At 61.3% G+C, this 21,274-nt stretch carries 23 protein-coding genes; 6 read left to right on the forward strand and 17 right to left on the reverse strand.

The genetic code is table 11. The annotated features are described in order from the left end of the window. Positions 1–222: 222 nt before the first annotated feature. From ENN66_02240 to ENN66_02270, 7 genes are all read right to left on the reverse strand, one after another. Positions 223–594, reverse strand: a complete 372-nt coding sequence (locus ENN66_02240; GenBank protein ID HDS15439.1) for a DUF4384 domain-containing protein — start codon at positions 592–594, stop codon at positions 223–225. Further along, positions 486–1,091 carry an RNA-directed DNA polymerase gene (locus ENN66_02245; GenBank protein HDS15440.1) on the reverse strand — a complete coding sequence of 202 codons (606 nt, stop codon included), beginning with the start codon at positions 1,089–1,091 and terminating at the stop codon, positions 486–488. The genes ENN66_02240 and ENN66_02245 overlap by 109 nt, the downstream gene beginning before the upstream one ends. Further along, positions 1,016–1,417 (reverse strand): hypothetical protein, encoded by a 402-nt coding sequence (locus ENN66_02250; GenBank protein ID HDS15441.1) that lies wholly within the window; start codon positions 1,415–1,417, stop codon positions 1,016–1,018. Before ENN66_02250 ends, ENN66_02245 begins: the two co-directional genes overlap by 76 nt. After that, positions 1,407–1,694: a hypothetical protein gene (locus ENN66_02255; protein ID HDS15442.1), complete on the reverse strand. Its 288-nt coding sequence runs from the start codon at positions 1,692–1,694 to the stop codon at positions 1,407–1,409. The genes ENN66_02250 and ENN66_02255 overlap by 11 nt, the downstream gene beginning before the upstream one ends. 212 nt (positions 1,695–1,906) lie before the next feature. Next, positions 1,907–2,161, reverse strand: coding sequence for a hypothetical protein (locus ENN66_02260; GenBank protein HDS15443.1), 255 nt, complete (start codon positions 2,159–2,161; stop codon positions 1,907–1,909). A gap of 327 nt (positions 2,162–2,488) precedes the next feature. Beyond that, positions 2,489–2,641, reverse strand: a complete 153-nt coding sequence (locus ENN66_02265) for a HEPN domain-containing protein (GenBank protein HDS15444.1) — start codon at positions 2,639–2,641, stop codon at positions 2,489–2,491. After that, positions 2,628–2,894 carry a hypothetical protein gene (locus tag ENN66_02270; GenBank protein ID HDS15445.1) on the reverse strand — a complete coding sequence of 89 codons (267 nt, stop codon included), beginning with the start codon at positions 2,892–2,894 and terminating at the stop codon, positions 2,628–2,630. The genes ENN66_02265 and ENN66_02270 overlap by 14 nt, the downstream gene beginning before the upstream one ends. Positions 2,895–2,965: 71 nt before the next feature. On the opposite strand from ENN66_02270, the gene ENN66_02275 reads away from it, so the two are divergent. The 4 genes from ENN66_02275 (at position 2,966) to ENN66_02290 (ending at position 6,723) form a co-directional block, all read left to right on the forward strand. Beyond that, on the forward strand, positions 2,966–3,652 hold the full coding sequence (locus ENN66_02275) for a leucyl/phenylalanyl-tRNA--protein transferase (protein HDS15446.1): 687 nt from the start codon (positions 2,966–2,968) through the stop codon (positions 3,650–3,652). Between the two features lie 243 nt (positions 3,653–3,895). Beyond that, entirely contained in the window at positions 3,896–4,894 is a 999-nt protein-coding gene (wtpA, locus tag ENN66_02280) for a tungstate ABC transporter substrate-binding protein WtpA (GenBank protein ID HDS15447.1), read from the forward strand. A 6-nt stretch (positions 4,895–4,900) separates the two neighbouring features. After that, entirely contained in the window at positions 4,901–5,692 is a 792-nt protein-coding gene (locus tag ENN66_02285; GenBank protein HDS15448.1) for an ABC transporter permease subunit, read from the forward strand. Continuing rightward, positions 5,689–6,723, forward strand: coding sequence for an ABC transporter ATP-binding protein (locus ENN66_02290; protein ID HDS15449.1), 1,035 nt, complete (start codon positions 5,689–5,691; stop codon positions 6,721–6,723). Before ENN66_02285 ends, ENN66_02290 begins: the two co-directional genes overlap by 4 nt. On the opposite strand, the gene ENN66_02295 is transcribed toward ENN66_02290, so the two are convergent. Further along, the gene (locus ENN66_02295) at positions 6,695–6,892 is read right to left on the reverse strand and encodes a hypothetical protein (GenBank protein HDS15450.1); all 198 of its coding nucleotides are present in this window, start codon (positions 6,890–6,892) and stop codon (positions 6,695–6,697) included. The two genes, ENN66_02290 and ENN66_02295, sit on opposite strands and share 29 nt — an antisense overlap. Before the next feature lie 49 nt (positions 6,893–6,941). Further along, entirely contained in the window at positions 6,942–7,241 is a 300-nt protein-coding gene (locus ENN66_02300; GenBank protein HDS15451.1) for a ChbG/HpnK family deacetylase, read from the reverse strand. Positions 7,242–7,794: 553 nt separating this feature from the next. Between ENN66_02300 and ENN66_02305 the strand changes: the two genes are divergently transcribed. Together ENN66_02305 and ENN66_02310 are read left to right on the forward strand one after the other, a co-directional pair. After that, on the forward strand, positions 7,795–8,616 hold the full coding sequence (locus ENN66_02305) for an amidohydrolase (GenBank protein ID HDS15452.1): 822 nt from the start codon (positions 7,795–7,797) through the stop codon (positions 8,614–8,616). Continuing rightward, the gene (locus ENN66_02310; protein ID HDS15453.1) at positions 8,573–10,003 is read left to right on the forward strand and encodes a hypothetical protein; all 1,431 of its coding nucleotides are present in this window, start codon (positions 8,573–8,575) and stop codon (positions 10,001–10,003) included. Before ENN66_02305 ends, ENN66_02310 begins: the two co-directional genes overlap by 44 nt. Here the strand turns inward: ENN66_02310 and ENN66_02315 are convergent. The 8 genes from ENN66_02315 to ENN66_02350 form a co-directional block, all read right to left on the reverse strand. Then, a complete protein-coding gene (locus ENN66_02315; GenBank protein HDS15454.1) occupies positions 9,990–11,255 on the reverse strand; it encodes a DUF4384 domain-containing protein in 1,266 nt (421 codons plus the stop codon). The genes ENN66_02310 and ENN66_02315 overlap by 14 nt on opposite strands. 236 nt (positions 11,256–11,491) lie before the next feature. After that, a complete protein-coding gene (locus tag ENN66_02320) occupies positions 11,492–13,744 on the reverse strand; it encodes an NADP-dependent malic enzyme (protein ID HDS15455.1) in 2,253 nt (750 codons plus the stop codon). 173 nt (positions 13,745–13,917) lie between these two features. Continuing rightward, positions 13,918–15,483: a 4-alpha-glucanotransferase gene (malQ, locus tag ENN66_02325; GenBank protein ID HDS15456.1), complete on the reverse strand. Its 1,566-nt coding sequence runs from the start codon at positions 15,481–15,483 to the stop codon at positions 13,918–13,920. Between the two features lie 52 nt (positions 15,484–15,535). Then, positions 15,536–17,170: an alpha-D-glucose phosphate-specific phosphoglucomutase gene (locus tag ENN66_02330; GenBank protein ID HDS15457.1), complete on the reverse strand. Its 1,635-nt coding sequence runs from the start codon at positions 17,168–17,170 to the stop codon at positions 15,536–15,538. Then, positions 17,170–17,448, reverse strand: coding sequence for an acyl carrier protein (locus ENN66_02335; protein ID HDS15458.1), 279 nt, complete (start codon positions 17,446–17,448; stop codon positions 17,170–17,172). The genes ENN66_02330 and ENN66_02335 overlap by 1 nt, the downstream gene beginning before the upstream one ends. Positions 17,449–17,469: 21 nt before the next feature. Continuing rightward, positions 17,470–18,384, reverse strand: a complete 915-nt coding sequence (locus tag ENN66_02340; protein ID HDS15459.1) for a lipid A biosynthesis acyltransferase — start codon at positions 18,382–18,384, stop codon at positions 17,470–17,472. 38 nt (positions 18,385–18,422) lie between these two features. Next, positions 18,423–19,604, reverse strand: coding sequence for a glycosyltransferase family 2 protein (locus ENN66_02345; protein ID HDS15460.1), 1,182 nt, complete (start codon positions 19,602–19,604; stop codon positions 18,423–18,425). A gap of 38 nt (positions 19,605–19,642) precedes the next feature. After that, positions 19,643–21,094 carry a radical SAM protein gene (locus tag ENN66_02350; GenBank protein ID HDS15461.1) on the reverse strand — a complete coding sequence of 484 codons (1,452 nt, stop codon included), beginning with the start codon at positions 21,092–21,094 and terminating at the stop codon, positions 19,643–19,645. Positions 21,095–21,274 lie beyond the last annotated feature (180 nt).

Below are 21,274 nucleotides of genomic sequence, written 5' to 3' on the forward strand. Positions count from 1 at the left end.
AAGCATCCTTTCACCTCTCTGTATATGGTTTTAAAAACCATATACAGAAAAGGTCGCTGTGGGTGGTCAATTTTCCGTAATCACTAGCTCTTTAACTGATCAATTTTAGAGTATCACAACCAACCGTTAGCACTTTTTTGAGCTCGGCGGCTTCGGCGCCGGCGAACATGCGGCCTTCGGGCACCTTGAGAAAGGAAAAATCGAGCGGCTTATTCGCGGCGATCACCTTGAAGGCTTTGCGGTCGGCCGTTTTCCGGGCAGCGGATAGAGCAGCAGTTTCAGCTGGGGCAGGTCGGCCGGGGGAAAACGGAAATCGCCGCCGGCCAGGGCCCGGTCGGGTAAATAGCGGTTGGGGTAATTGAGGGTCACGGTGTTGTCGGCGGCGATGTTGAGAATATACAGATAGGCTCCGGCTTCGGCGCCGATCTGAAGCGTGACCTCGGCCCCGGCCGGATAGCAGGGCGGATTACGGTCCAGCCGGGCCGTCAGGCGGGGACCGGAGGAGCCGTCGGCCCCCGGCCCGACCACCTCGACGTCCCGATGATAGATATTGCCGCGTCCGGTCGCCGCCCTTTTCTGCCAGCCGGGTTCCAGGCTCCAGGCGGCTGCGCCAGCTCAGGGAACCGGCCACGGTACGGTCGGCGGTTTGCAGCAGTTTGACCTGAAGTTCCATGTAATCGGTGGCCGGCCCGAAAAAGTTTTTCATTGAGCTTCAGTTTGCCGGCCAGGCGCCGCCGCGCCGCCGGTGCCAGCCGCAGACGGCCGGGGTACACCCGATAGCCGAGAAAAGGGATGCCGCGGGCCGAACGGTTGAGCTGGACATTGTCTTTGAGTGTAAGCTTCAGCCGCGCCGCCAGAAACTCTTCCAGGTGCGCCAACTGCTCCTTAAGCCGCGAAGGTTCATCGGCAAAGAGGAGAAAATCATCCATGTAGCGCAGGTAGCCGGCCACCCGCAGCTCCTCCTGGAGCCAGTGGTCAAAGGCGCCCAGGTAGAAATTAGCAAGATGCTGCGAGATCAGGTTGCCGATCGGCAGGCCTCTGCCCGGCGCCGTCTCGTAGGTGGCCAAAAGCTCGGCAAAGAGGGCGAGCAGGCGTAGGAATCAAAGATCGCGAAGGCCTCGAAAACCGGCTCGCAGGCATTCATGATGGCGTGATGCAGGACCCGCTCCTCAAAGGCGGCGGCACAGATCAGCTGGGGCTTGGGGTCGTGCACCATAAAGTAGCGGTAGTTGCCGAGGCTTAACGGCTCGGCGCCCAAAAGCCCCCGGCGCAGGCGCAAGAGATTGTCGTCAAGCTCGGCGGCAAAGGCTTTAACCTGGGGCCGCTGCCGTTTACCGCGCCGGGCCTTGAGATAAGCCAGGCGCAGGTTGTCGGGCTCGGCAATGCGTAAGTAAAGGCCGCCGCGTCTACGCGCCATGGTTTGCTTCTCCACCTTGCCCCGCCGACTGCTGATGTTCCCGGCAGACCGCCAGCACTGCCGCGCCGTATTTCTGCAGCCGCGCCTCGCCGATGCCGTCGATGCGGCCAAGGGCGGCTAAAGAAATTTCATCGAGCCGGGCAATCGCCGCCAGTTGCTCGTTGGTGAGAATCACGTAAGGGGCCAGGCCCTCGCCGGCGGCCTGCTCCTTACGCCAGGCGCGGAGACGGTCGAAAACGGCGAAGGTTTCCGGCTCCAGAATCTCGCGGTAGTCGATCTTGCTGCGGCGGCCGCCGGAGGGCTGATTTTTTTCCGGTTTGCCGTCCTGATATTAGACCGCCAGAAACCAGCTACCATGAGCGGCCGAGAAGCTGCGTTCGATCCGCAGCACTCTTACCGAGCGCAGGAAACGGTTGAGTTTTTCAACCTCGTCGGCTTCGGGATAGCCGGAAATGGTAAAAAATGCGTATTGCATGAATCAATTACGAATTACGAATTATCAATTTTCAATGAAGAATCACTGATACGGGCGCGAAGTTGTTTCAGGTCTCTTCGCGCCTTCGCGCCTTCACGTGAGAACTTATAAACTTCCCCCATAAAAATAATGCGTTTTTTAGAAAAAATCGCGTCCGGGCGCCCCGGCGCCCGGAGTTTTAAAGCCGCCGGCTTCGGCTTGGCCGCCGGCGCCTCGAAACCACCCATCAACCAGGCACATGCCGGCCCCGCCGCCAGAACCATAACCACGAAAAGCACCACCGCCACCAAGATTAACCAGGTCGCTCGCTTTTTCAAATCAGTCTCCTTTCGATCAATTTTGATCATCCCCCGGGCGTTCGCTTCCATCCGCGACTCCGGCAACCTTTGCCCATAACCTGACAGATCCTAGCTTTAGCCTTTATCGAATAATCAGGGTATTTTTCAAGAAAATAATTTACCCCCATAGAAAAGGCGGGTTACCGGGGAGGAGTCAAGACTTCGGCGCCCGGCAATAGACAAGAGAAGCTATCGTCCAGCTCGGAACAGAAAATTACCAGCAACTCAAGATTGTGAGTTTTTCGCAAAGCCTGCTCTTTAAAGGCCTAAGAAAGCTTTCAGGGCCTTTGCCGCGGTTTGCTGGGCGTGATAAATCGCGGTATCAAAAATAGGGCTTTCACCCGCAAACAGTTTCAGGGGCGATTGGTAATCACTGGAGGCCTTGACCAGCCACTGTTCATGGCTTTTCATAAAGAAGCTTCCCTTCCCGCTTGACCTTGCGCGCCAGGGACGCAGGGTCCTGGAGCAAAAGATTGAACTCGTCTGCCGTATAGACCAGGATGTTTTTTGCCAGACGCAGGTCGCGGAGCACCCGGCGACCTGCCATTGAACGCTGCGGCATTTTCTGATCCGACTTTTCCACGACGATCAATAAATCGAGGTCACTATCCGGATCCGGTTCGCCAACAATTTTTACCTGGTTACGAATTTCCACGGTTTGCATAATCATTCCGACTGTGTTTAAATGCCGGTTATGTCAAACCCGGCCGCGAACCGCAAGGAGGATGAAAACCGATGCCTGTTTACCGTCTCAGCGCGCGGCCAGTGTTTCCGCCCGCCTATCTGGCCGACGCGGACAGCGGGCTGCTGGCCGTCGGCGGCGATCTGTCGCGCGCACGGTTGCTGCGCGCCTACTCCCAGGGCATTTTCCCTTGGTTCGGACCCGATGATCCCCCGCTCTGGTGGTCGCCCGATCCCCGAGCCGTGCTTTTTCCGGAAGAATTTAGGCTTTCCCGCCGCGATCGCCGTTATCTGTGCCACGCCGCCTTTACCTGCAGCCGGGACCGGGCTTTCGCCCAGGTGCTCAAGGCCTGCGCCGACGTTGTCCGCCGCCGCGAAAGCGGCACCTGGATCACCCCGGCCATGCAGGACGCCTATCTCGATCTTTACCGGGCGGGCCTGGCCCATTCCTTTGAAACCTGGCGGGACGGCCGCCTGGTCGGCGGGCTCTACGGGGTTTGTCTGGGCCGGGCGTTTTTCGGGGAGTCGATGTTTTCCCTGGTCGATCACGCCTCCAAGGCGGCCCTGGCCGAAGTGGTCGCGGTGGCCCGGCGGCGGTCGCTGCATTTTATCGATCTGCAGTTTCTGACCGCCCATCTGCGCCGTTTCGGCGGGCGGGAGATCAGCCGCCGCGAATATCTGCAACGCCTGGAAAAAGCCCTGCAGCAACCGGGACGCAAAGGCGGTTGGGCGGAAAGCTGAACTTTTGCCCCACGGTTTAGTAGGTTTGCTTTGCAAAAAAAACGGCTGAGAGTAGTTGTTTGCGAGCCGCGAAAACGCTGTCGGCCGCGGGCCGCAGGGGTTCTCTTATCTTAAGCTTGCGGGGCGGGTTCGTCTGAGGAAGTCTTGGTAATTTTTATTGCTTCCAGGGTCTTTTTTGTGTAAAATCGAGTTCGTTTGTTCTGGTGCGAACTGATTTTCAAACAAAAAAGAGGAGGTTGAACGATGCCTTGTCGGCTCGGTTATGTGCGTCAGGTTCTGGGCCGCGGTCTGCTCGCGGCGCTGTTTTTCGCTCTGCTCTGGGGTACGCCGCCGCCGGCCGCCGCCGAGGCGGTGATCATCTTTCATGCCGGCAGCCTGACCGTGCCCCTGGCGGCGCTGGAAAAGGAGTTCGAGGCGCGGCATCCGGAGCTCGAGGTTCTGCGCGAAGCCGGCGGCAGCAGCCAGTGCGCCCGCATGATCAGCGAGCTGCACCGGCCCTGCGACCTCATGGCGGCGGCCGATTTTGCCGTGATCGACCGCATGCTGATTCCGACCGAGGCCTCCTGGAATATTCTGTTCGCCACGAACCAGATGGTGCTTTGCTATACCCCCGCCAGCGCCTACGCGGCTGAAATCGGCCCGCATAACTGGACCGAGATTCTGGCCCGGCCGGGGGTCAACTGGGGGCATTCCGACCCCAATCTCGATCCCTGCGGCTACAGCGCCCTGATGGTCTTGCAGCTGGCCGAAAAACTGCTGGGCCGGCCCGGCCTGGCGGCGCGGCTGACGGCCGCCCGGCCGGAGGCCAATATTCGGCCCAAGGCCGTGGAGCTGCTAGCTTTGCTGGAAAGCGGGGTTTTGGATTACGCCTGGGAATATCGCTCGGTCGCGGTGCAGCACGGGCTTGAATTTGTCGCCCTGCCCGATAAACTCAATCTCGGCAATCCGGCCGAGGACGAGTTTTATCGACAGGCCCAGGTCGAGGTCAACGGCAAGAAACCGGGAGAGCGAATCCTTTTGCAGGGCAAGTCGATCACCTACGGGGTGACTTTGCTCGACCGGGCCCCGCAGCCGCAGGCGGCGCTTCGTTTTCTTGATTTTCTGCTCGATCCCGAGGGCGGTCTGAAAATCCTGGCCGCCATGGGACAGCCGCCCCTGTCGCCGCCGCGTCTGAGTCCGGGCTCAAAGCCCGAGTCTCTGCCGGCTAAGTTGCGGGCCCGGCCGGCGGCCGGCGGGCGGTAAAGGGGCATGCGCCGGGAAGGTTTTTTCTGGTTGGTCCTGGCCGGCAGTATGCTGGTGCTGCTCTTTATCACGGTGCCGCTGTTGCGCCTGGTGAGCGCGCCTTCCCCGGCGGCCCTGGCGGAGACGATTCGCGATCCCGAGGTTTACGGCGCGCTTTGGCTCAGTTTGTACACCGGCGGCTGCGCCGCCCTGATTTGTTTTATTTTCGGTACGCCGCTCGCCTATCTTCTGGCCCGGGTGGAGTTTCGCGGCAAGCGCCTAATCGAGGCGCTCGTCGATCTGCCGATCGTCATTCCCCATCCGGTGGTCGGCATCGCCCTGCTCGGCCTGGTCGGCAAGAACTTCTGGCTGGGCCGCCTGTTGGGAGAGATGGGGGTCAGAATCGTCGGCCATCCGGCCGGCATCATCATGGTCATGACCTTTGTCGGCCTGCCTTTCTATCTGCAGGCGGCGCGGGAAGGCTTCGCCGCGGTGCCGCCCCGCCTGGAACACGTCTCCCGCAGTTTGGGCGCCTCGATGACGGCGACCTTCTGCCTGGTCACCTTTCCCCTGGCCCGGCGCTCGCTTCTGAGCGGTGTGATCATGGCCTGGGCCCGGGCTTTAAGTGAGTTCGGCGCGGTCGTGATCATCGCCTATCATCCGATGATCGCGCCGGTGCTGATGTTCGAGCGTTTTCAGTCTTTCGGCCTGCGCTATTCACAGCCGGTCGCGGTCTGGTTGATTCTGATCTGCCTGTTGCTTTTTGTCGGCCTGCGCGTGCTGGGCCGGGGCGTGGCGGCGCGCGGGGGGCGGGGATGAGTCTGAAACTGGAGAACCTGACGGCGGAGCTGGGGGCTTTTCGGCTGGACGGCATCAGTCTCGAACTGGCGCCGGGATCTTTTTTCGCCCTGATGGGGCCGACCGGTGCCGGGAAAAGCGTGTTGCTCGAAGCCCTGGCCGGGCTCGTGCCCCTGCGCCGGGGCGAGATTTACGCCGGCGGCAGGCGTCTGACCCATCTGCCTCCGGAACGGCGGGGCATCAGCCTCGTTTATCAGGATTACGCGCTTTTTCCCCACTTGTCGGTGCTGGAAAACATTCGTTACGGGCTGCGTTTTCACCCGGAAAAGAAAAACCGGGCCCGGCTGGACGAGCTTGTCGACCGTCTCAATCTTTCTTCCCTGCTGTCGAGGCGCCCGGAAACCTTGAGCGGCGGCGAACGGCAGCGCACGGCCCTGGCCCGGGCCCTGGTGGTGGAACCCGAAATTCTGCTCCTCGACGAGCCCCTGTCCGCGCTCGATCCCGCCTTCCGTCAGGAAATTCAGCTGCATCTGCGCGAACTGCACGCAGCCGGGTCGGCTACCTTTCTTCTGGTCACCCACGATTTTACCGAGGCCCTGGTCCTGGCCCGGGCGGCGGCGGTCATGGATCGGGGACGGCTGGTGCAGAGCGGGGCGATCGAGGATATCTTTCGTCGTCCCGCGACCGCGATGGTGGCCGAGTTCGTCGGCATGAAAAACCTCTTTCCCGCCGAGTTTCACGACGCCGCGGCCCGGGTCGCGGACCTGACTATCGAATTGGGCCGCCGGGCCGAACCGCTCAAGCGCTATCTCGCGATTCGCCCGGAAGATCTGATCCTCAGCCGCCGGCCGCTTGCCGCCAGCCTTCGCAACGCCTTTGTCGGCCGGGTCACGGCCCGACGCGGCTGCGGGTTTTTCTTTGAGCTCGATCTGGCCGTCGGCGCCCTGGTCTTTACCGCCCTGATCACGAGCCAGGCCCTGGTCGAGCTCAATCCTCAAATCGGCGACCAGCTGGTCGTCTCCTTTAAGGCCACCGCGGTCCATCTCCTGTAAGCGCTTTTCTTGTCGTCTTTTCCCTTCCTTTTGCAATGGGCGGGCTCTCGGCCGGCAGCGGTCGGCGCAGGGCCAAAATATTCAGCTCGCGATGCAGGTCCAGAACCAGGTCGCTGAGCGCGGGAAAGAGCACGAAATGCTGATGACTGTCGAGATGGTCGGGCTCCAGTCCGGATTGGCAAACGCGATCAACCTAGGCTGTAAGTTCGCGGCGGATTTCATGGCGGGGCAGGGCGGGGCGCATCAGTCGGGCCCGTAATCCCGCCTTGCCGGGGAAATGGCCGTTGTGGTTGGTCAGGCCGGGAATTAAGCCGGTCAGGGCGCGGCCCTCCGAAAGATTGAGATGAACTCCCAGCGGCAGTTGCAGCCTGCGCCAGCCGGGCCGCCTCGGTGAAACTGGAACCGTTGGCCAGCAGCGAGGCGCTGGTCACCAGTCCCCGCTCAAAGGCGTGAAGAATGCCGCGATCGCGTTGGGGGCCGCTGCCGAGATCGTCGGCGTTGATAATCAGTCTGATCATGGTTTGCTGACCGGCGGTCCGCTCCAGGGGCGGGGGCGGCCGCGTTCAAAAGGGGGGGCTGCCTATGGTCGCAATACATGGCAAAATCCCCACAGGATTGCAATGTAAATGTTGCCGCGCGGTGAAAAATCGCTATGAGGGCCGCCCGGCGGCGCTGGTTTTTCCTCAAAAAATACAGCTTTTACATTAAAACAGCGCTTGGCGGCTTAAAAAAATGGCCGCGCCCGCCCCGACCCCGATTTTTTTAAGCCGGCCCACTTGACAAAAAAGCAGCCTCCGGCTTATTAGTGTCTTACAGGTTATTTTCTTGTTTTTTTTCAACAGTTTTTTCAACCACAAAAACAAGAAAATGTTCTGATAAGAGCACTTATTTGCGGGCCGTAAGGGTCCTTTGGGTTGCGGGGCTCGCTCCCGCATTAGGAGCTCACCGTTTAGGTTCGGAAACATTTATTTTTGGTTTGCAAAAAACCAGCCCCTGTACCGAGGTGGGTGCTTATTGGCGGTCGCCCGGCAAAACCTTTTCGGCGACCGGAGCATACAGGTAGAGCGAGCGATGCGTAACCTCTTCGATTTTCATCTTCACACCGGTCATTATTATGAGTGGTCGGCAAAGGCCCGGCAACTCTGGATGGAGACCGGGCCCTACTGGCGGGAAATTTATACTGCGCGGGGCGAGCAGGACGTCGACGCCTTTGCCCGGGTGCTGGCCGACGAGGGGGTGGTCGGCGGGGTGCTGCTGCCGGAATACGCTCCGCATACGGCCGGAGTCATGCCGGTCGAGCGGGCCCTGGCGATCGCCGGCCGATATCCGCAGTTTATTCCTTTCGGGGCGCTGAATCCGGAGCTGCACTCCGATCCGGTCGCCGAATTCGAGCGTCAGCTCGGGCTCGGGGTCAGGGGGCTGAAGATTCACGGCGTCCATTGCCGGCATCGGGTCAACGACCCGCGCCTGTATCCGGTGTACGAAATCTGCCGGGACCGGGAGCTGCCGCTGATGCTGCACGCCGGCACCTCGGTTTTTCCCGGCGTTCGCCTGCGTCATGCCGACCCCTATGATTTTGATGATCTCGCGGTTGATTTTCCCACGCTGAAGCTGGTTCTCTGTCACGGCGGCCGCGGCTTCTGGTATCAGCTCGCCGAGTTCATGATCATGCGCCACGAGCGGGTCTATATTGATCTGTCCGGTCTGCCGCCGCGTAATCTGCTGCGCTACTATCCCAAACTGGCCAGGTTTTATCCCAAGTTCGTTTTCGGCACGGATTTTCCGGGGGTGCCGGGGGTGCGCGCCAATGCCGAGGCGATCGCGGCCCTGGGACTGACGGAAAAGATGCTTGAACATATCTTCACCCGCAATGCCGCCGCTCTGCTGGCCTGAGTGCGGCCGGCGCGGGCACGGGATTCAGGCCAAAGGGCGCAATTACCTGATTCCGGCCGACGCGCAGTTGCAGACCGAAGCCGATGTCGAATTCGAAGCCCTGGATCTGGGGCGGGTTCTGGGCAAGATGGAGGATGCTCGCTGCCAGCTCAATATCGTGGTGCTCGATGCCTGTCGGGATAATCCCTTTGCCCGTAGCTTTCGCAGCGCGACCCAGGGACTGGCGCTGGTGGACGCGCCGCGCGGCACCCTGTTGGCCTTTGCCACCTCGCCCGGAGCGGTGGCCGCGGACGGGACGGACGGCAACGGGCTTTACACCAAGCATCTGCTCGCCAACATGGAGCGGCCCGATCTGAGCATCGAGGAGGTTTTTAAACAGGTGCGGATCGGCGTGGTCGGGGAAACCTCGGGTCGGCAGACGCCCTGGGAAACCTCTTCCCTGATGGGTAGCTTTTATTTTCAGCCGGAAAACGGCAGTGCGGCGTTGCCGGCAAGGCCCTCCAGTTCGCCGTCCGCGAGCTCCGCCGCAACTCCGGTGGCGCCGCCGGCCCCGCTCGCCCCACCAGCAACCCCGGATCCGCCGGTGTCAACGGCCGCCTTGCCGCCGCCGGCAAAGAGCGCCGGCAAAACCCCGGCGCTGGATACGGAGATCAGAAAATGCCTGCATCTGCTGCAGTCCGGAAAAGCGCAGGATCAGCGTTACGCCGCCAAGAAAATCATCCGCGCCTATCCCACGGAAAGGATTCTGCTGGACGCGGTCGATCGGGAGTTGCTCAAGGGTTATCAGCTGAAAAGCCGGGATAAATATCATGCGGACGCGATGGCCTGGTTCTGCAACGTGCTGGGCGCCCGCCTCCGGCGAAAGTCGTTACGCCGCGACCCTGCGTCGCGTCGCCGAGACCGCTCCGGATCGCAAGTTGAAGAAATACGCCGCCAAGAATCTGCGCCTGCTGCCCTGAAGTCTGGGCGTCGTCAGAAGGGTGGCCTTTATTCCGTTCTCAAGAAGCGGGAGGGGAACATGTTTTCGTTGTCGCGTTGGCTTCGGGGTTGGCTGGTCGGGCTTATGCTGGTGAGTTTGGCTGGCGTTTGCCGGGCGGATGGTTTTGTCGTGCGCCCAGCCGCGCCCGGCGGCCGGGTCCTAGACCGCGCCGCTCCCGCGGCCCCGGAGCGGGCGGACGGAGAGAGTGAGGGTCGGCGCTGGCTGCTGGCGGTGCCTCGGGCCACCGACCGGGCCCAGCATCCCTCGGAAAAATTCAGCTATAACTGGCCTCGGGCCAAGGAAGATACGGTCCGTTTCGGCCGGGTTAAAGATGGGTTGGTGCCTTCGCCGCCGGCGGCTTTCAAGCCGGACGCCGGCGGCTGGCGGCCGCTGCTCAACGAACGCTGACGGGTTTGGCCAGGGTGATCAGTTCCAGACGGGCTTCGGCATGGCCGGTGTGCGCGTCGGTCGCGGCGCGGCGGAGATCGGCGAAGAACTGAGCGGCGCTCTCTTGGTCGAGCAGTTCGCCGGGTGGTGGGGTCAGCCGGTTTTCGCCGGCGATGGCCAGAACCCGGTCAACGCCGAAAGGCGGGCTGACTTTAAGGTCATAGGGACAGCCGTCGTCGGGCAGGACCAGAAGATGATTGGCCTTCAGAGGGGGCGCCTGGGAATCGAAACGCTGCCGCCGGTCAAGCGGATAGAGCAGGACGGCCGAACCGTCCGGGTTGAGATAGAACAGATAAACCCAGGCGGGGCGATTGAGGCGGACCAGAAAACGAATCTGCTCGCCCTGATAATAACGGGGCCGGTGGTCGCCGCGGTTACTGCTGAGCTCCACCCGCAGACCGCCAAGGCTGACCTGTTCGGAGTCTAGCTCTCCGGCGGCAACCAGGCCTTTGGCCTGACCTTCGCGGTCGACCAGATAGTCGGGAAACAGGTTCTCCGGCACCGTGGCCGAGGCGGCGCTGATCTGGATGCCGCCGGGATCGAGAATGGAAATCCGAATCTCCAGCTGGCGGCGATTACTCCAGGCGCTGCCCCAGAGCTCGGTGTCGGCCCGAATCAGATCGGCGGTCAGGTCGGAGTCGGTTTCCGGCCCGGCCCGGCGGTTTTGCGGCAGGCCGCCCCGGGTCCGCAACTGTTCGACATCAAGCCGACAGAGCTCGTGCTGGGGGTCGAGCACACGAAAGAGGTTGTTTTCGGCCAGGGCCGGGCGCAGCCAGTCGTTGAGATAAATTCCCAGGTCACCTTTTTCCCGCAAATTCCCCTTTATCTGAAAGGCGCGTAAATAGACGCTGCGGCGTTGTCGGTTTCTGACCTGCAGTTCCAGCTTGCGCAGCAGGTAGCGACCCCAGGAGTCGAGATCGGCGATCAGGGCGTTTTCGTCGAGGCGTTTTTTCAGCAGCTTGGCGCTGGCCGCGGCCACGGCTTCCGGGCCGTCCTGACCGAGGGCGATGATTTTTAAATCCAGCGCCAGAAACTCGCCTTCGCCCTGCCAGCTGCCTTGCAGAATCAGGTATTGGTCCTCGTTGCTGCCGGGCAGCAGCACGCGGGCTCCCCGGCGTTTCATCTCGCTGATGAATTTGCCCCGCAGCTGCACCGCCAAGGGCAGGCTGAGACCGCTGTGGGCGTCAAAAAAATCCTGGCTGCTGATCAGCACCGGCTGCAGCCTCAGGTTGACCTGGTCGGCCAGGGTCCCGCAGAGCTCGGCGACGGCTTCATCCAGGGTGATTTCGGTGGCGTCCCGGCTTCAGAAGCCGGCCCCGGCGCTTCCCGGCAAAAAGAGCAGTCCCGCCAGCAGCAGCAGCGGAGCGGCGCTTTTTCGTAACGCGGCGGAAGTTTTCTGCAAACTCACAAAGACACCTCTTTGGCGGCCGGAAACCCGTTCCGGCCCGGCTATTGTTCCTGGGCGTCAACCACCGCCACCGCCGCCATGTTGACGATATCGTTCACGTCGTCGCCGCCCTGTAAAACATGAATGGGCTTTTTCAGGCCCATCAGAATCGGGCCGATGGCTTCGGCGCCGCCCAGCTTGTTGAGTAGTTTATAGCAGATATTACCGGATTGTAGATCTGGAAAAATAAAGACATTGGCATTGCCCTGCACCGCGGAAAAGGGAAACTGCCGGGCGGCCAGTTCCGGGTCGAGGGCGGTGTTGGCCTGCATTTCGCCATCGACAAGCAATTGCGGAGCCCGGCTTTTGACCAGGCGGGTCGCTTCCTTGACCTTGTCGCTGAGAGGATGTTTGGTGCTGCCGAAATTGGAAAAAGAGAGCATCGCGATGCGCGGTTCAATGTCGAGCTGCCGGGCTTTCTGCGCCGTCAGAATCGCGATTTCGGCCAGTTCCGCGGCGGTCGGCTCGATATTGACGGTGGTGTCGGCGAAAAAAACCACTTCTTTTTTAGTTATCATCAGATAGGTGCCGTGGACCTTGGAAAGATCTTCCCGCTTGCCGATGATTTCCAGGGCCGGCCGAATCGTGTCGGGGTAGGGGTGGTCGATGCCGGAAAGCAGGGTGTCGGCATCCCCGAGATGCACCATCATCGCCCCGAAATAGTTGCGGTTGCGGCGCATCAGTCGTTTGGCCTTGGCCAGAGTGATGCCTTTGCGCTGGCGCAGGTGAAACAGCTCCTCGACGTAGCGCGTCAGTTTGTCGCTGGTCTGGGGGTCGATAATTTCGATCGGGCCGAGGTCGAGGTGCAGATCGTTGATCTTGGCGCGAATCGTGGCTTCGTTGCCCAGCAGCACGGGGATGGCGATGTTCTCGTCGATCAAAATCTGCGCCGCCCGCAGAATCTTTTCGTCGTCGCCTTCGGGAAAAACCACCCGTTTCGGGTGGTTCCGGGCCTTGTTGATGAGGGTGCGCATGACCTCCTTGGAACGGCCCTGGAGGGCTTCCAGCTGTTCCAGATATTTGCTCATGTCGGTGATCGGTTTGCGCGCCACGCCGGAATCCATGGCCGCCTGGGCCACCGCCGGTGCGACATGGAGCAGGACTCTGGGGTCGAAGGGTTTGGGAATGATATAGTTGCGGCCGAAACTGAGTTCCTCGTTGCCGTAGGCCCGCCGGACCGAATCGGGCACATCCTGCTTGGCCAGGTCGGCCAGGGCCTTGACCGCGGCCACCTTCATGGCTTCGTTGATGGCGCTGGCATGGACATCCAGAGCGCCGCGAAAGAGAAAGGGAAAGCACAGGACATTGTTGACCTGGTTCGGATAATCGCTGCGCCCGGTACCGACAATGGCGTCGGGCCGGACCGCCAGCACCTCCGGCGGGGTGATTTCCGGATCAGGATTGGCCATGGCGAAGATAATCGGGTCGGGCGCCATGCCCTGGACCATCTCGGCCGTCAGCGCGCCCTTGGCCGAAACCCCGAAGAAGATATCGGCCCCGACCATCGCCTCGGCCAGGTTGCGGGCGTTGGTTGCGGCTGCGAGTCGTTCCTTGTACTCGTTCATGCCTTCGCGGCGGCCCTGGTAGATGACCCCCTTGGAATCGCAGAGGATCAGGTTTTCCCGGCTGACGCCTAAACTGAGCGCGAGATTGGCGCAGGCGATGCCGGCGGCCCCGGCGCCGTTGACTACCATTTTCGCCTCGGCCATGGTCTTGCCGACCAGTTCAAGGGCGTTGCGCATGCCGGCCATGGCAATGATCGCGGTGCCGTGCTGGTCGTCGTGGAAAACCGGAATGTTCATGATCTTTTTGAGCTGCTCTTCGATATAGAAACATTCCGGACCTTTGATGTCTTCCAGGTTGATGCCGCCGAAGGTCGGTTCCAGAAGCTTGACGGTGCGAATGATTTCATCGGAATCCCGAGTGGCGAGCTCGATATCGAAAACATCGACGTCGGCGAAGCGTTTAAACAAAACCCCCTTGCCCTCCATCACCGGCTTGCCCGCCTGGGCGCCGATGTCGCCCAGGCCGAGCACCGCGGTGCCGTTGGAAACCACCGCGACGAGATTGCCCTTGGCGGTATATTCGTAGGCCAGGTCGGGATGCTTTTCGATTTCGAGACAGGGTTCGGCGACCCCGGGGCTGTAGGCCAGGGCGAGATCCCGGCTGGTGGCGCAGGGTTTGGTGGTGACGACTTCGATTTTTCCTTTGCGTCCCTGACGGTGGTAGTCAAGCGCGGCTTGTCGTTTGGACACGTTTTTTCTCCTTGGAGCGGTTGGTTATGATGGTCACAAGGAACTATTCAGCATAGTTGAGTTCAGCTTGTCTTGAGACAAAAAATCAGGAAAATCGGGGATATGACCTGATTTCTGCAGGAAATCTTCGATCGTATCCCCGGCGTTTACCGAGATGAAACCCACTTGTCCGTTCATCGCGTCGGGGCGTCAGCCGCGACCGGCGGGCGGCGGTTGTAGAAGGTGGTTTCCCGCAGTAGCCAGGCGGCGATGTCCTCGGTCAGAAAACGCGGTGCGCAGCGCCAGGCCCAGTTTCTTGTGGTTGAGCCCGGGCAGTTCATGCGGCAGTCGCTGCCGAAGCCGAGAATGTCCTGCAGCGGAATCACGGCCAGGACCGCGGTCGAGGCGTAGGCCAGGCGAATGAAATCCTGATGAATGGCGTGGGCGTCGCCGCCGATGGTTCTGCGGGCCTGCTCCTTGGCGGCGGCCGCGACCTCGGGGTCGAGGTACCAGCCGAGGGTGGTGTCATTGTCATGGGTGCCGCTGTAAACGACGCAGTTGGGCGAAGTGAAATTCCAGGGCAGATAAGGGTTCTCGGGTTTGCCGTCAAAGGCGAACTGCAGAACCTTCATGCCGGCGAAACCGAAATCATCCCGTAAGGTTTCTACTTCCGGCGTGATGATGCCCAGGTCCTCGGCGATGATTTTCAGAGCGCCGACGGCGTCGGCCACCCAGTGAAAGAAATCCGCGCCCGGACCTTTGACCCATTCCCCGGCGGTCGCGGTCGCGGCGGCGGGAATGCGCCAGTAGGCCTCAAAAGCGCGGAAATGATCGATGCGGACAATCTCGACCAGTTCGGCCTGGCGGCGGAAACGCTGTCGCCACCAAGTGATGACCGGGCTTGCGGCCGCATTCCGGTCCGGCCAGCGGTAGAGAGGATTGCCCCAGTTCTGCCCGTCGGCGCTGAAGTAATCGGGCGGCACCCCGGCGACGAATTCCGGCTGCAGGGTGGCCGGATCGAGCTGGAAGCATTCCTGCCGGGCCCAGACATCGGCGCTGTTTAAGGCCACATAGATCGGCAGGTCGCCGATCAGTTGAATACCGGCGGCCGCGGCCCGGTTTTTAAAGGCGCGCCACTGCCGGTCGAAGAGAAACTGGGTGAAAGCCTGGAATTCAATTTCGGCCTGAAGGCCGGCCCGGGCCCGGGCCAGAGCCGCCGGTTCGCGCCGGGCCAGGTCGGCCGGCCACTGCTGCCAGCTCCGTCCGGCGAACTCCCGGCTGAGGGCGGCAAACAGGGTGTAGTCCTCCAGCCAGAAGCTTCGTTCCTGAAAAGCCTGAAAGTCGTTTTTCAGGCGAGCGCCGCGGCAGAATTCAGCAAAGGCCTGGCGCAGCAGCTTTTCCCGGGCGGCGACGACCTCGTCGAAGTTTACCAGGTATTGATAAAAATCAGGATGTCCGGCCAGGTCCGCGGCTTGCAACCAGCCGTCCTCGTACAGTTTCTCCGGACTGATCAACAGCGGGTTGCCGGCAAAGGCCGAGGGACTCATATAAGGGGAGTGGCCGTGGACCGGCAGGGTGGGTCCTAAGGGCAGGAACTGCCAGTAGCGCTGCCCCGCTTTCTGCAGAAAGTCGAGGAAGGACTCGGCCTGCGGGCCGAGATCGCCACTGCCCCAGGGGCTGGGCAGGGAGGTCAGATGCAGCAGGATGCCGGCGCCGCGGCTGCGGCCTAAACTTTGAAACACGGGAGCGGGGCTGGTCATGATTGCTTCTCCGGAAGAGGAAGGCCGGGGTTGAAAATAAGTGATTGGTCGGTTACGTGGTTACCGTCGGTTGGCGTCGGCCGGTCAACCGGCGAATGCCGCTCAGGTGCTCGGCCAGAGCGATGAGCTCGGCCAGCGCCGTCTGGGTTTCAAGGTGCAGGCGGTCGCGGTTGGTTTCCACCTTTTCCAGGTAGAGACGCAGGGTGGCGCCGCTGGTGCCGGTGCCCGAAAGCCGCACGATGATGCGGGAGCCGTCGTGAAACAGCAGGCGCAAGCCCTGATTCTCGGTCAGGGAACCGTCTATCGGGTCAAGGTAGGAAAAATCATCGGCCCGCAGAATGCGTAAGGCGCCGTAAGCGCGGCCCGTAAGTTGTGGCAGGCGCCGGCGCAGATCCGCCATCAGGTCGGCGGCAATAACGCCGTCGACCTCTTCATAGTCATGCCGGCTGTAATAATTGCGGCCGAATCTCTGCCAGTGTTCGCCGACGATTTCGGGCAGGCTCTGCCGGCGTACCGCGAGCAGGTTGAGCCAGAAGAGCACCGCCCAGAGCCCGTCCTTTTCCCGGACATGGTCGGAGCCGGTGCCGAAACTTTCCTCGCCGCAGATGGTCAGGCGGCCGGCGTCGAGCAGATTGCCGAAAAATTTCCAGCCGGTCGGGGTTTCAAAACATTCCAGGCCCAGCCTGGCAGCGACCGCGTCCAGCGCGGTGCTGGTCGGCATCGAGCGGGCCACTCCCTTGAGGCCCTTCTGATAGCCTTTGATCAGATGGGCGTTGGCCGCGAGAATCGCGACGCTGTCGCTCGGCGTGACAAAGAAATTGGGGCCGAGAATCATGTTGCGATCGCCGTCGCCGTCGGAGGCGGCGCCGAAAGCGGGTGCCTGCGGAGCGAACATGATGCGGACCAGGGCGTCGGCGTACTTGAGATTGGGGTCCGGGTGGCCGCCGCCGAAATCGGCTTTGACCTCGCAGCGCAGAAGGCTGGTCGCGTTCGCTCCCAGACGCCGCAAGAAAATTTCGTTCGCGTAGGGTCCGGTGACCGCGTGCATGGCGTCAAAGCGAAAGTCAAAATCGGGTTGGGCCAGCATGGCGGCTATCGCCGGAAAATCGAAAAGCTCCGTCATCAGGTCGGCGTAATCGGCGACCGGATCGATGATTTCCACTTCCATGGCCCCGATTTGTTGTCGCCCGCTGCGGTCGATCTCGACCTCCGGCAGATCCAGGGTCAGGTAGTGATCCAGCTGCAGGCTTTTCGCGTAAATGGCTTCGGTCAGTTTTTCCGGGGCCGGACCGCCGTTGGCGGTGTTGAACTTGATGCCGAAATCACCGTCGGGACCGGCCGGATTATGGCTGGCCGAAAGAATGAAACCGCCGTCGAGACCGTATTTGCGAATCACGCAGGAGGCCGCCGGGGTGGAAATGATTCCTCCTCGGCCGACCAGTATTCTTTTCAGGCCGTTGGCGCCCGCCAGACGCAGGATGACTTGCAGGGCTTCGCGGTTATGGTAGCGTCCGTCGCCGCCGACCAGCAGTTGCTTGCCTTCAACGCCGCCGAGGGCGTTGAAGGCGGCCTGCACGAAGTTTTCGAGGTAGTCGGGTTGCTGAAAAACCTTGACTTTCTTGCGCAGGCCCGAGGTGCCGGGGCGTTGGTCGGGAAATGGCCGGGTGGATTTTCGTGCAACTTGCATCATGATCCCTCTGACTCGGATTTGCGGGCCGTGATGAACTCGGCCAGGGCGTTGATCGAGGTCAGGGCCTCGCGGCCCTCTTCCATGTCCTTGATTTCAACCCCGAAATGTTTCTGGATCAGGACCACCAGCTCGACCGCGTCCAGAGAATCCAGGCCCAGGCCCTCATCTCCGAAGAGCGGGTCGTCATCGGCAAGCGTCTCGGGTTTAATATCCTCGAGATTGAGTTCGGCAATAATGATTTCTTTCAGTTGGCGGTGCAGATTGCGGTCCGGCATGGTTTGAACTTCCTCCGATTCTTAAGCGTCTGTCTCCCACATATCATAGAAATTAAAAAACTGGTACGGTTCTTTTTGTGAAATATTCTCCAGGGCCTTGACGTAGCCGGCCATGGCCGGCCGCAGCCGGTTCAGGGGCCGGGCCTGGTCGGGGTTCAGCTGCATGATGTCGGCCAGCTCGATGCGGTAGCGGTCGGGGCCGTTTTTCAAGGGAAAGAGGATGGCGACCGGCGCCCCGGTCACCGCCGCCAGTTTCCAGGCCGCCGCCGGGAATTTAACCGGAGCGCTGAGAAAGTCAAGGGTCAGGTGTTTTTCCCGGTTTCCCTGTCGGCGATCTCCCATGACGCAGACGATTTCGCCGTTTTTCAGGGCGCAGGTCATCTCCAGGGCGCCCCCGAGAAAACCGGCCGGGTTGATGAACCGAAAGGGGTTTTCCCGGCCGGTCAGCTCAAAATAATGGCGATCGATATTGCCGGCTTCCTGTTCGACAAGCAGATGCACGGGGCGGCGCAGAAGGCTTAAATAAACCATGGCCGCCTGCCAACAGCCGACATGACTGGTGAGAATGATGAGTCCCCGGCCGGCGGCGGCCGCGGTTTTCAGCTCGTCATGGCGTGGAAATTCGGTGTTCAGGCTTTGCGGTCCGAGCAGGCCGACCAGGGCGCGGTCGACCAGGCTGCGGCTGAAACTCAACAGCAGCCGAAAAGCGTCGCGGCAGCCGGCGAGGCGGCCGTGGGCGGGGAAACGCCGCTTCAGGTAGGGGCCGGTTCTGCGTCTGAGTTCAGGCCGACAGCAAAGGTAGTAGAGCACCACCGGATACAGAAAAAGGTAGGCCGGGCGGCGGCCGCCCCGGCGGATCAGATGGTAAAAAAAACGATGCTGCCAGGGAGCGCCGACGCTGCGGCTGCTCCAGGGTTTGTCGGTTTGAAGGTTCATGCGGCAAAATCCATGTTCGATAAAAATATCCGCCCGGTTTAGTTTTCGCGGCGCGTTTTTCGCCTACGGGTGGAAAGGGTCTCGGCCAGCAGCCAGGTCGCCAGGCCGAACGACAACGCCAGACCGGGGCCGACCAGAAGCGCGCCCAGTCCCCACTCCCAGAGCCGGGCCGGGGCCTGATAGCCCAGGGTGCGCAGGGAAATTTCGGTGAGGAACCGACCGTGGCGCAGAAAGTAACCGAGCTCGATGCAGAGGGCCGGGACGAAAGGCGGTATGCAGAGGTTGCCGGCGCTCAGGGCGACGACCTTGTTGAGACGAAAATAGCCGGTCACCATCAAAATCAACAGACCGCGCAGACCGAGCAGCGGCAGGGCGCCGACCAGAACTCCGAGGGCGACGGCCAAAGCCAGTTGCGGCGGAGTCGCATTTTCATGCAACAGCCGGCGCAGGCTGCGCACGGGATGCAGCAGGGAAACCGGTTCCGCCGTCGGCCGGCCCCGGCCGTCGACCTGGTCATGAGGCCAGGGCAGCATCGAGCGCATGGTCAGCCGGGTATTGAGAAAGCTCAAGCGGAGGTTGTCCCAGAGGCGGTGAAAATGTGAAATGTGCTCATGTCGGGCCGGATAATGAACGTTGACCGGGATTTCCCGAATGCGGATTCCGGCCCAGGCGGCCCGGACCAGGACCTCGTTTTCAAAGGCGTAGCGCTTTTCCCGCCATTTAAAGGCCAGTAAAACCTTGAGGGGATAGGCGCGAAAACCGCTCTGGCTGTCGCCGATTTTCCTCCCGGTCTGAACCCGAAACCAGAAGTTGGAAAAGTCTCGGCCGAAACGCGACGAGCGCGGGACCGTGGTCGCGGAGAAATCGCGGCGGCCGACGACGACGGCTTCGGGGTCGGCGGCGATGGCGCTCAGGAAAGCCTCGATATCCTCGGCGAAATGCTGGCCGTCGGCATCGATGGTGATGACATGCCGGCAGCCGAGTTCGTCGGCCCGGGCGGCCCCGCTGAGAATCGCCGCACCCTTGCCCAGATTGCGGGCATGGCGAATGATGTGAATTCCCGGCCGCGGCCGCGCCAACGCCGCCGCGGCCGCATCGGTGCTGCCGTCGTCGACGACGATTACCGGATCCAGCCGGCGGCGCACCCCGGCGACAACCTGTTCCAGGGTGGCGGCATGATTGTAAAGGGGAATCAGCGCGGCGATTCCGACGGCTTTCAGGGCCGGGGCGGGGTCATGAGGCAATGTGTGAACCTTTTTTATTTTACCATGCGACTGTCGCTGTGCCGGGCAAAGCGCAAAAACGCCGGCAGGCCGCCGAGAAAGCGCCGCCAACTGTCCGGTGAATCCTTGAGCAGGGCCAGGTAGTTGAATAGAGTTTGCGGTCTTTTGAAATGGGCCTGGTAAAACTCGAGAAAAAGTTTTTCAAGCTGAGCCCGGTGCATGCCGTCCGGAATAAACTGGAAACTCATGCAGTCCATTTTGGTCCAGTCCTCATCGAAGTCACCGTACCGGTGAATGTTTTCGTAGAGCGGCGAGCCCGGAAAAGGGGTGAACTTGGCGACGTTGAGTTCATCGATCGGCAGGCCGCGCAGATAGCTGATGGAACGCCGGATCGAGGCTTCGCTTTCGCCGGGCAGGCCGACCATGAAGAGCCCCTTGACACGAATGCCGCTTTTTTTGATCAGCCGGACCTGCTCGGCCAGAAAGTCGAGATCGACCTTCTGGCGGTGGCGGCTTAAGAGTTGTTCGTCGCCGCTTTCAATGCCGAGGCTGATCATCCAGCAACCCGCTTGTTTCAGGTTCTGAAGCAGCTTGTAATCGAGATGTTCGGCCCGGGCGGCGCAGTTGAAGGTCAGGTTCAGGGGGCGGGCCCTAAGCGCTCGACATAATTCATCAACCCGTTCGCGGTTGAAGGTGAACTGGTCGTCATAGAAATTGACGTGACGCAGGGCAAAACGATTTTTCAGATATTCAAGGTGGCGATAGAGGTAGGCGGCCGAGTTGTAGCGGAAACTGCGACGAAAAACCGAGCGGTCGCAGTAGCTGCAGGCATAGGGACAGCCCCGGCTGGAAATACAGCTGCTGTTGGGGGTCCTGGGGTAGTTGAAGATCGGCAGCCGGTAGCGGTGCGGAAAGCCGGGCAGCTTTTCGTAGGCCGGAAAAGGCAGACTGTCGAGTTCCAGGGTAATCTCCCGAAAACCGGAAAAGCGGGCGACGCCGGCCGCGTCCCAGAACACCAGGCCGGGAATGCGGGCCGCGTCGGCGGGTTCATTCAGCAGCTGGTTCAGGGTTTCCTCGCCTTCGCCGACCACCAGATAATCAAACACCGGATAGGCGGCCAGCAGCTTTTCGCGTAGCGCCGAGACATGCGGGCCGCCGCAAAGGGTGCGAATGCCGGGCAGGATCTCTCGGGCCCGGGTCGCCAGACGGACGGCGTCGAGAAAACTCGAGGTGGTGCAACTGAAGCCGATCCAGCCCGGCCTGAACAGGCGCAGATAGGTGGTTAAACGTCTGTCGGCGCTGCAGGGGAAGGCGAAAGCATCGAGAAGGTCGGCTTTTTTGCCCCGCGCCTCAAGAAAGGAGGCAATACCAGCCAGTCCCAGGGGCGGCATCAGATTGGCCTTGCGGGCGATGTCGGTGTCGGCGGCTGCGGCCTCGTAACCCAGGGGGTGGACCAGCAGAATGCGATTGGCTTGTAGCTTGGGCATGGTTTAAACGATCGAAAATCAGGGTTGCAAGAGGGTGACGCCGGCAAACGGCGTCAATCTTTTTCCGGGGTTGTTTCCCTTGGCAAAAAACCTGGGGCTGTGCGAAAAAACCGCCTGCTTTTTAGCACAGTTCGGGCGCGAAGAAAACAGATATCGGCGGCGGGGTGGTTTTCAGTCTGG

Source organism: Pseudomonadota bacterium (assembly GCA_011049115.1).
Classification (GTDB): domain Bacteria; phylum Desulfobacterota; class Anaeroferrophillalia; order Anaeroferrophillales; family Tharpellaceae; genus DSCM01.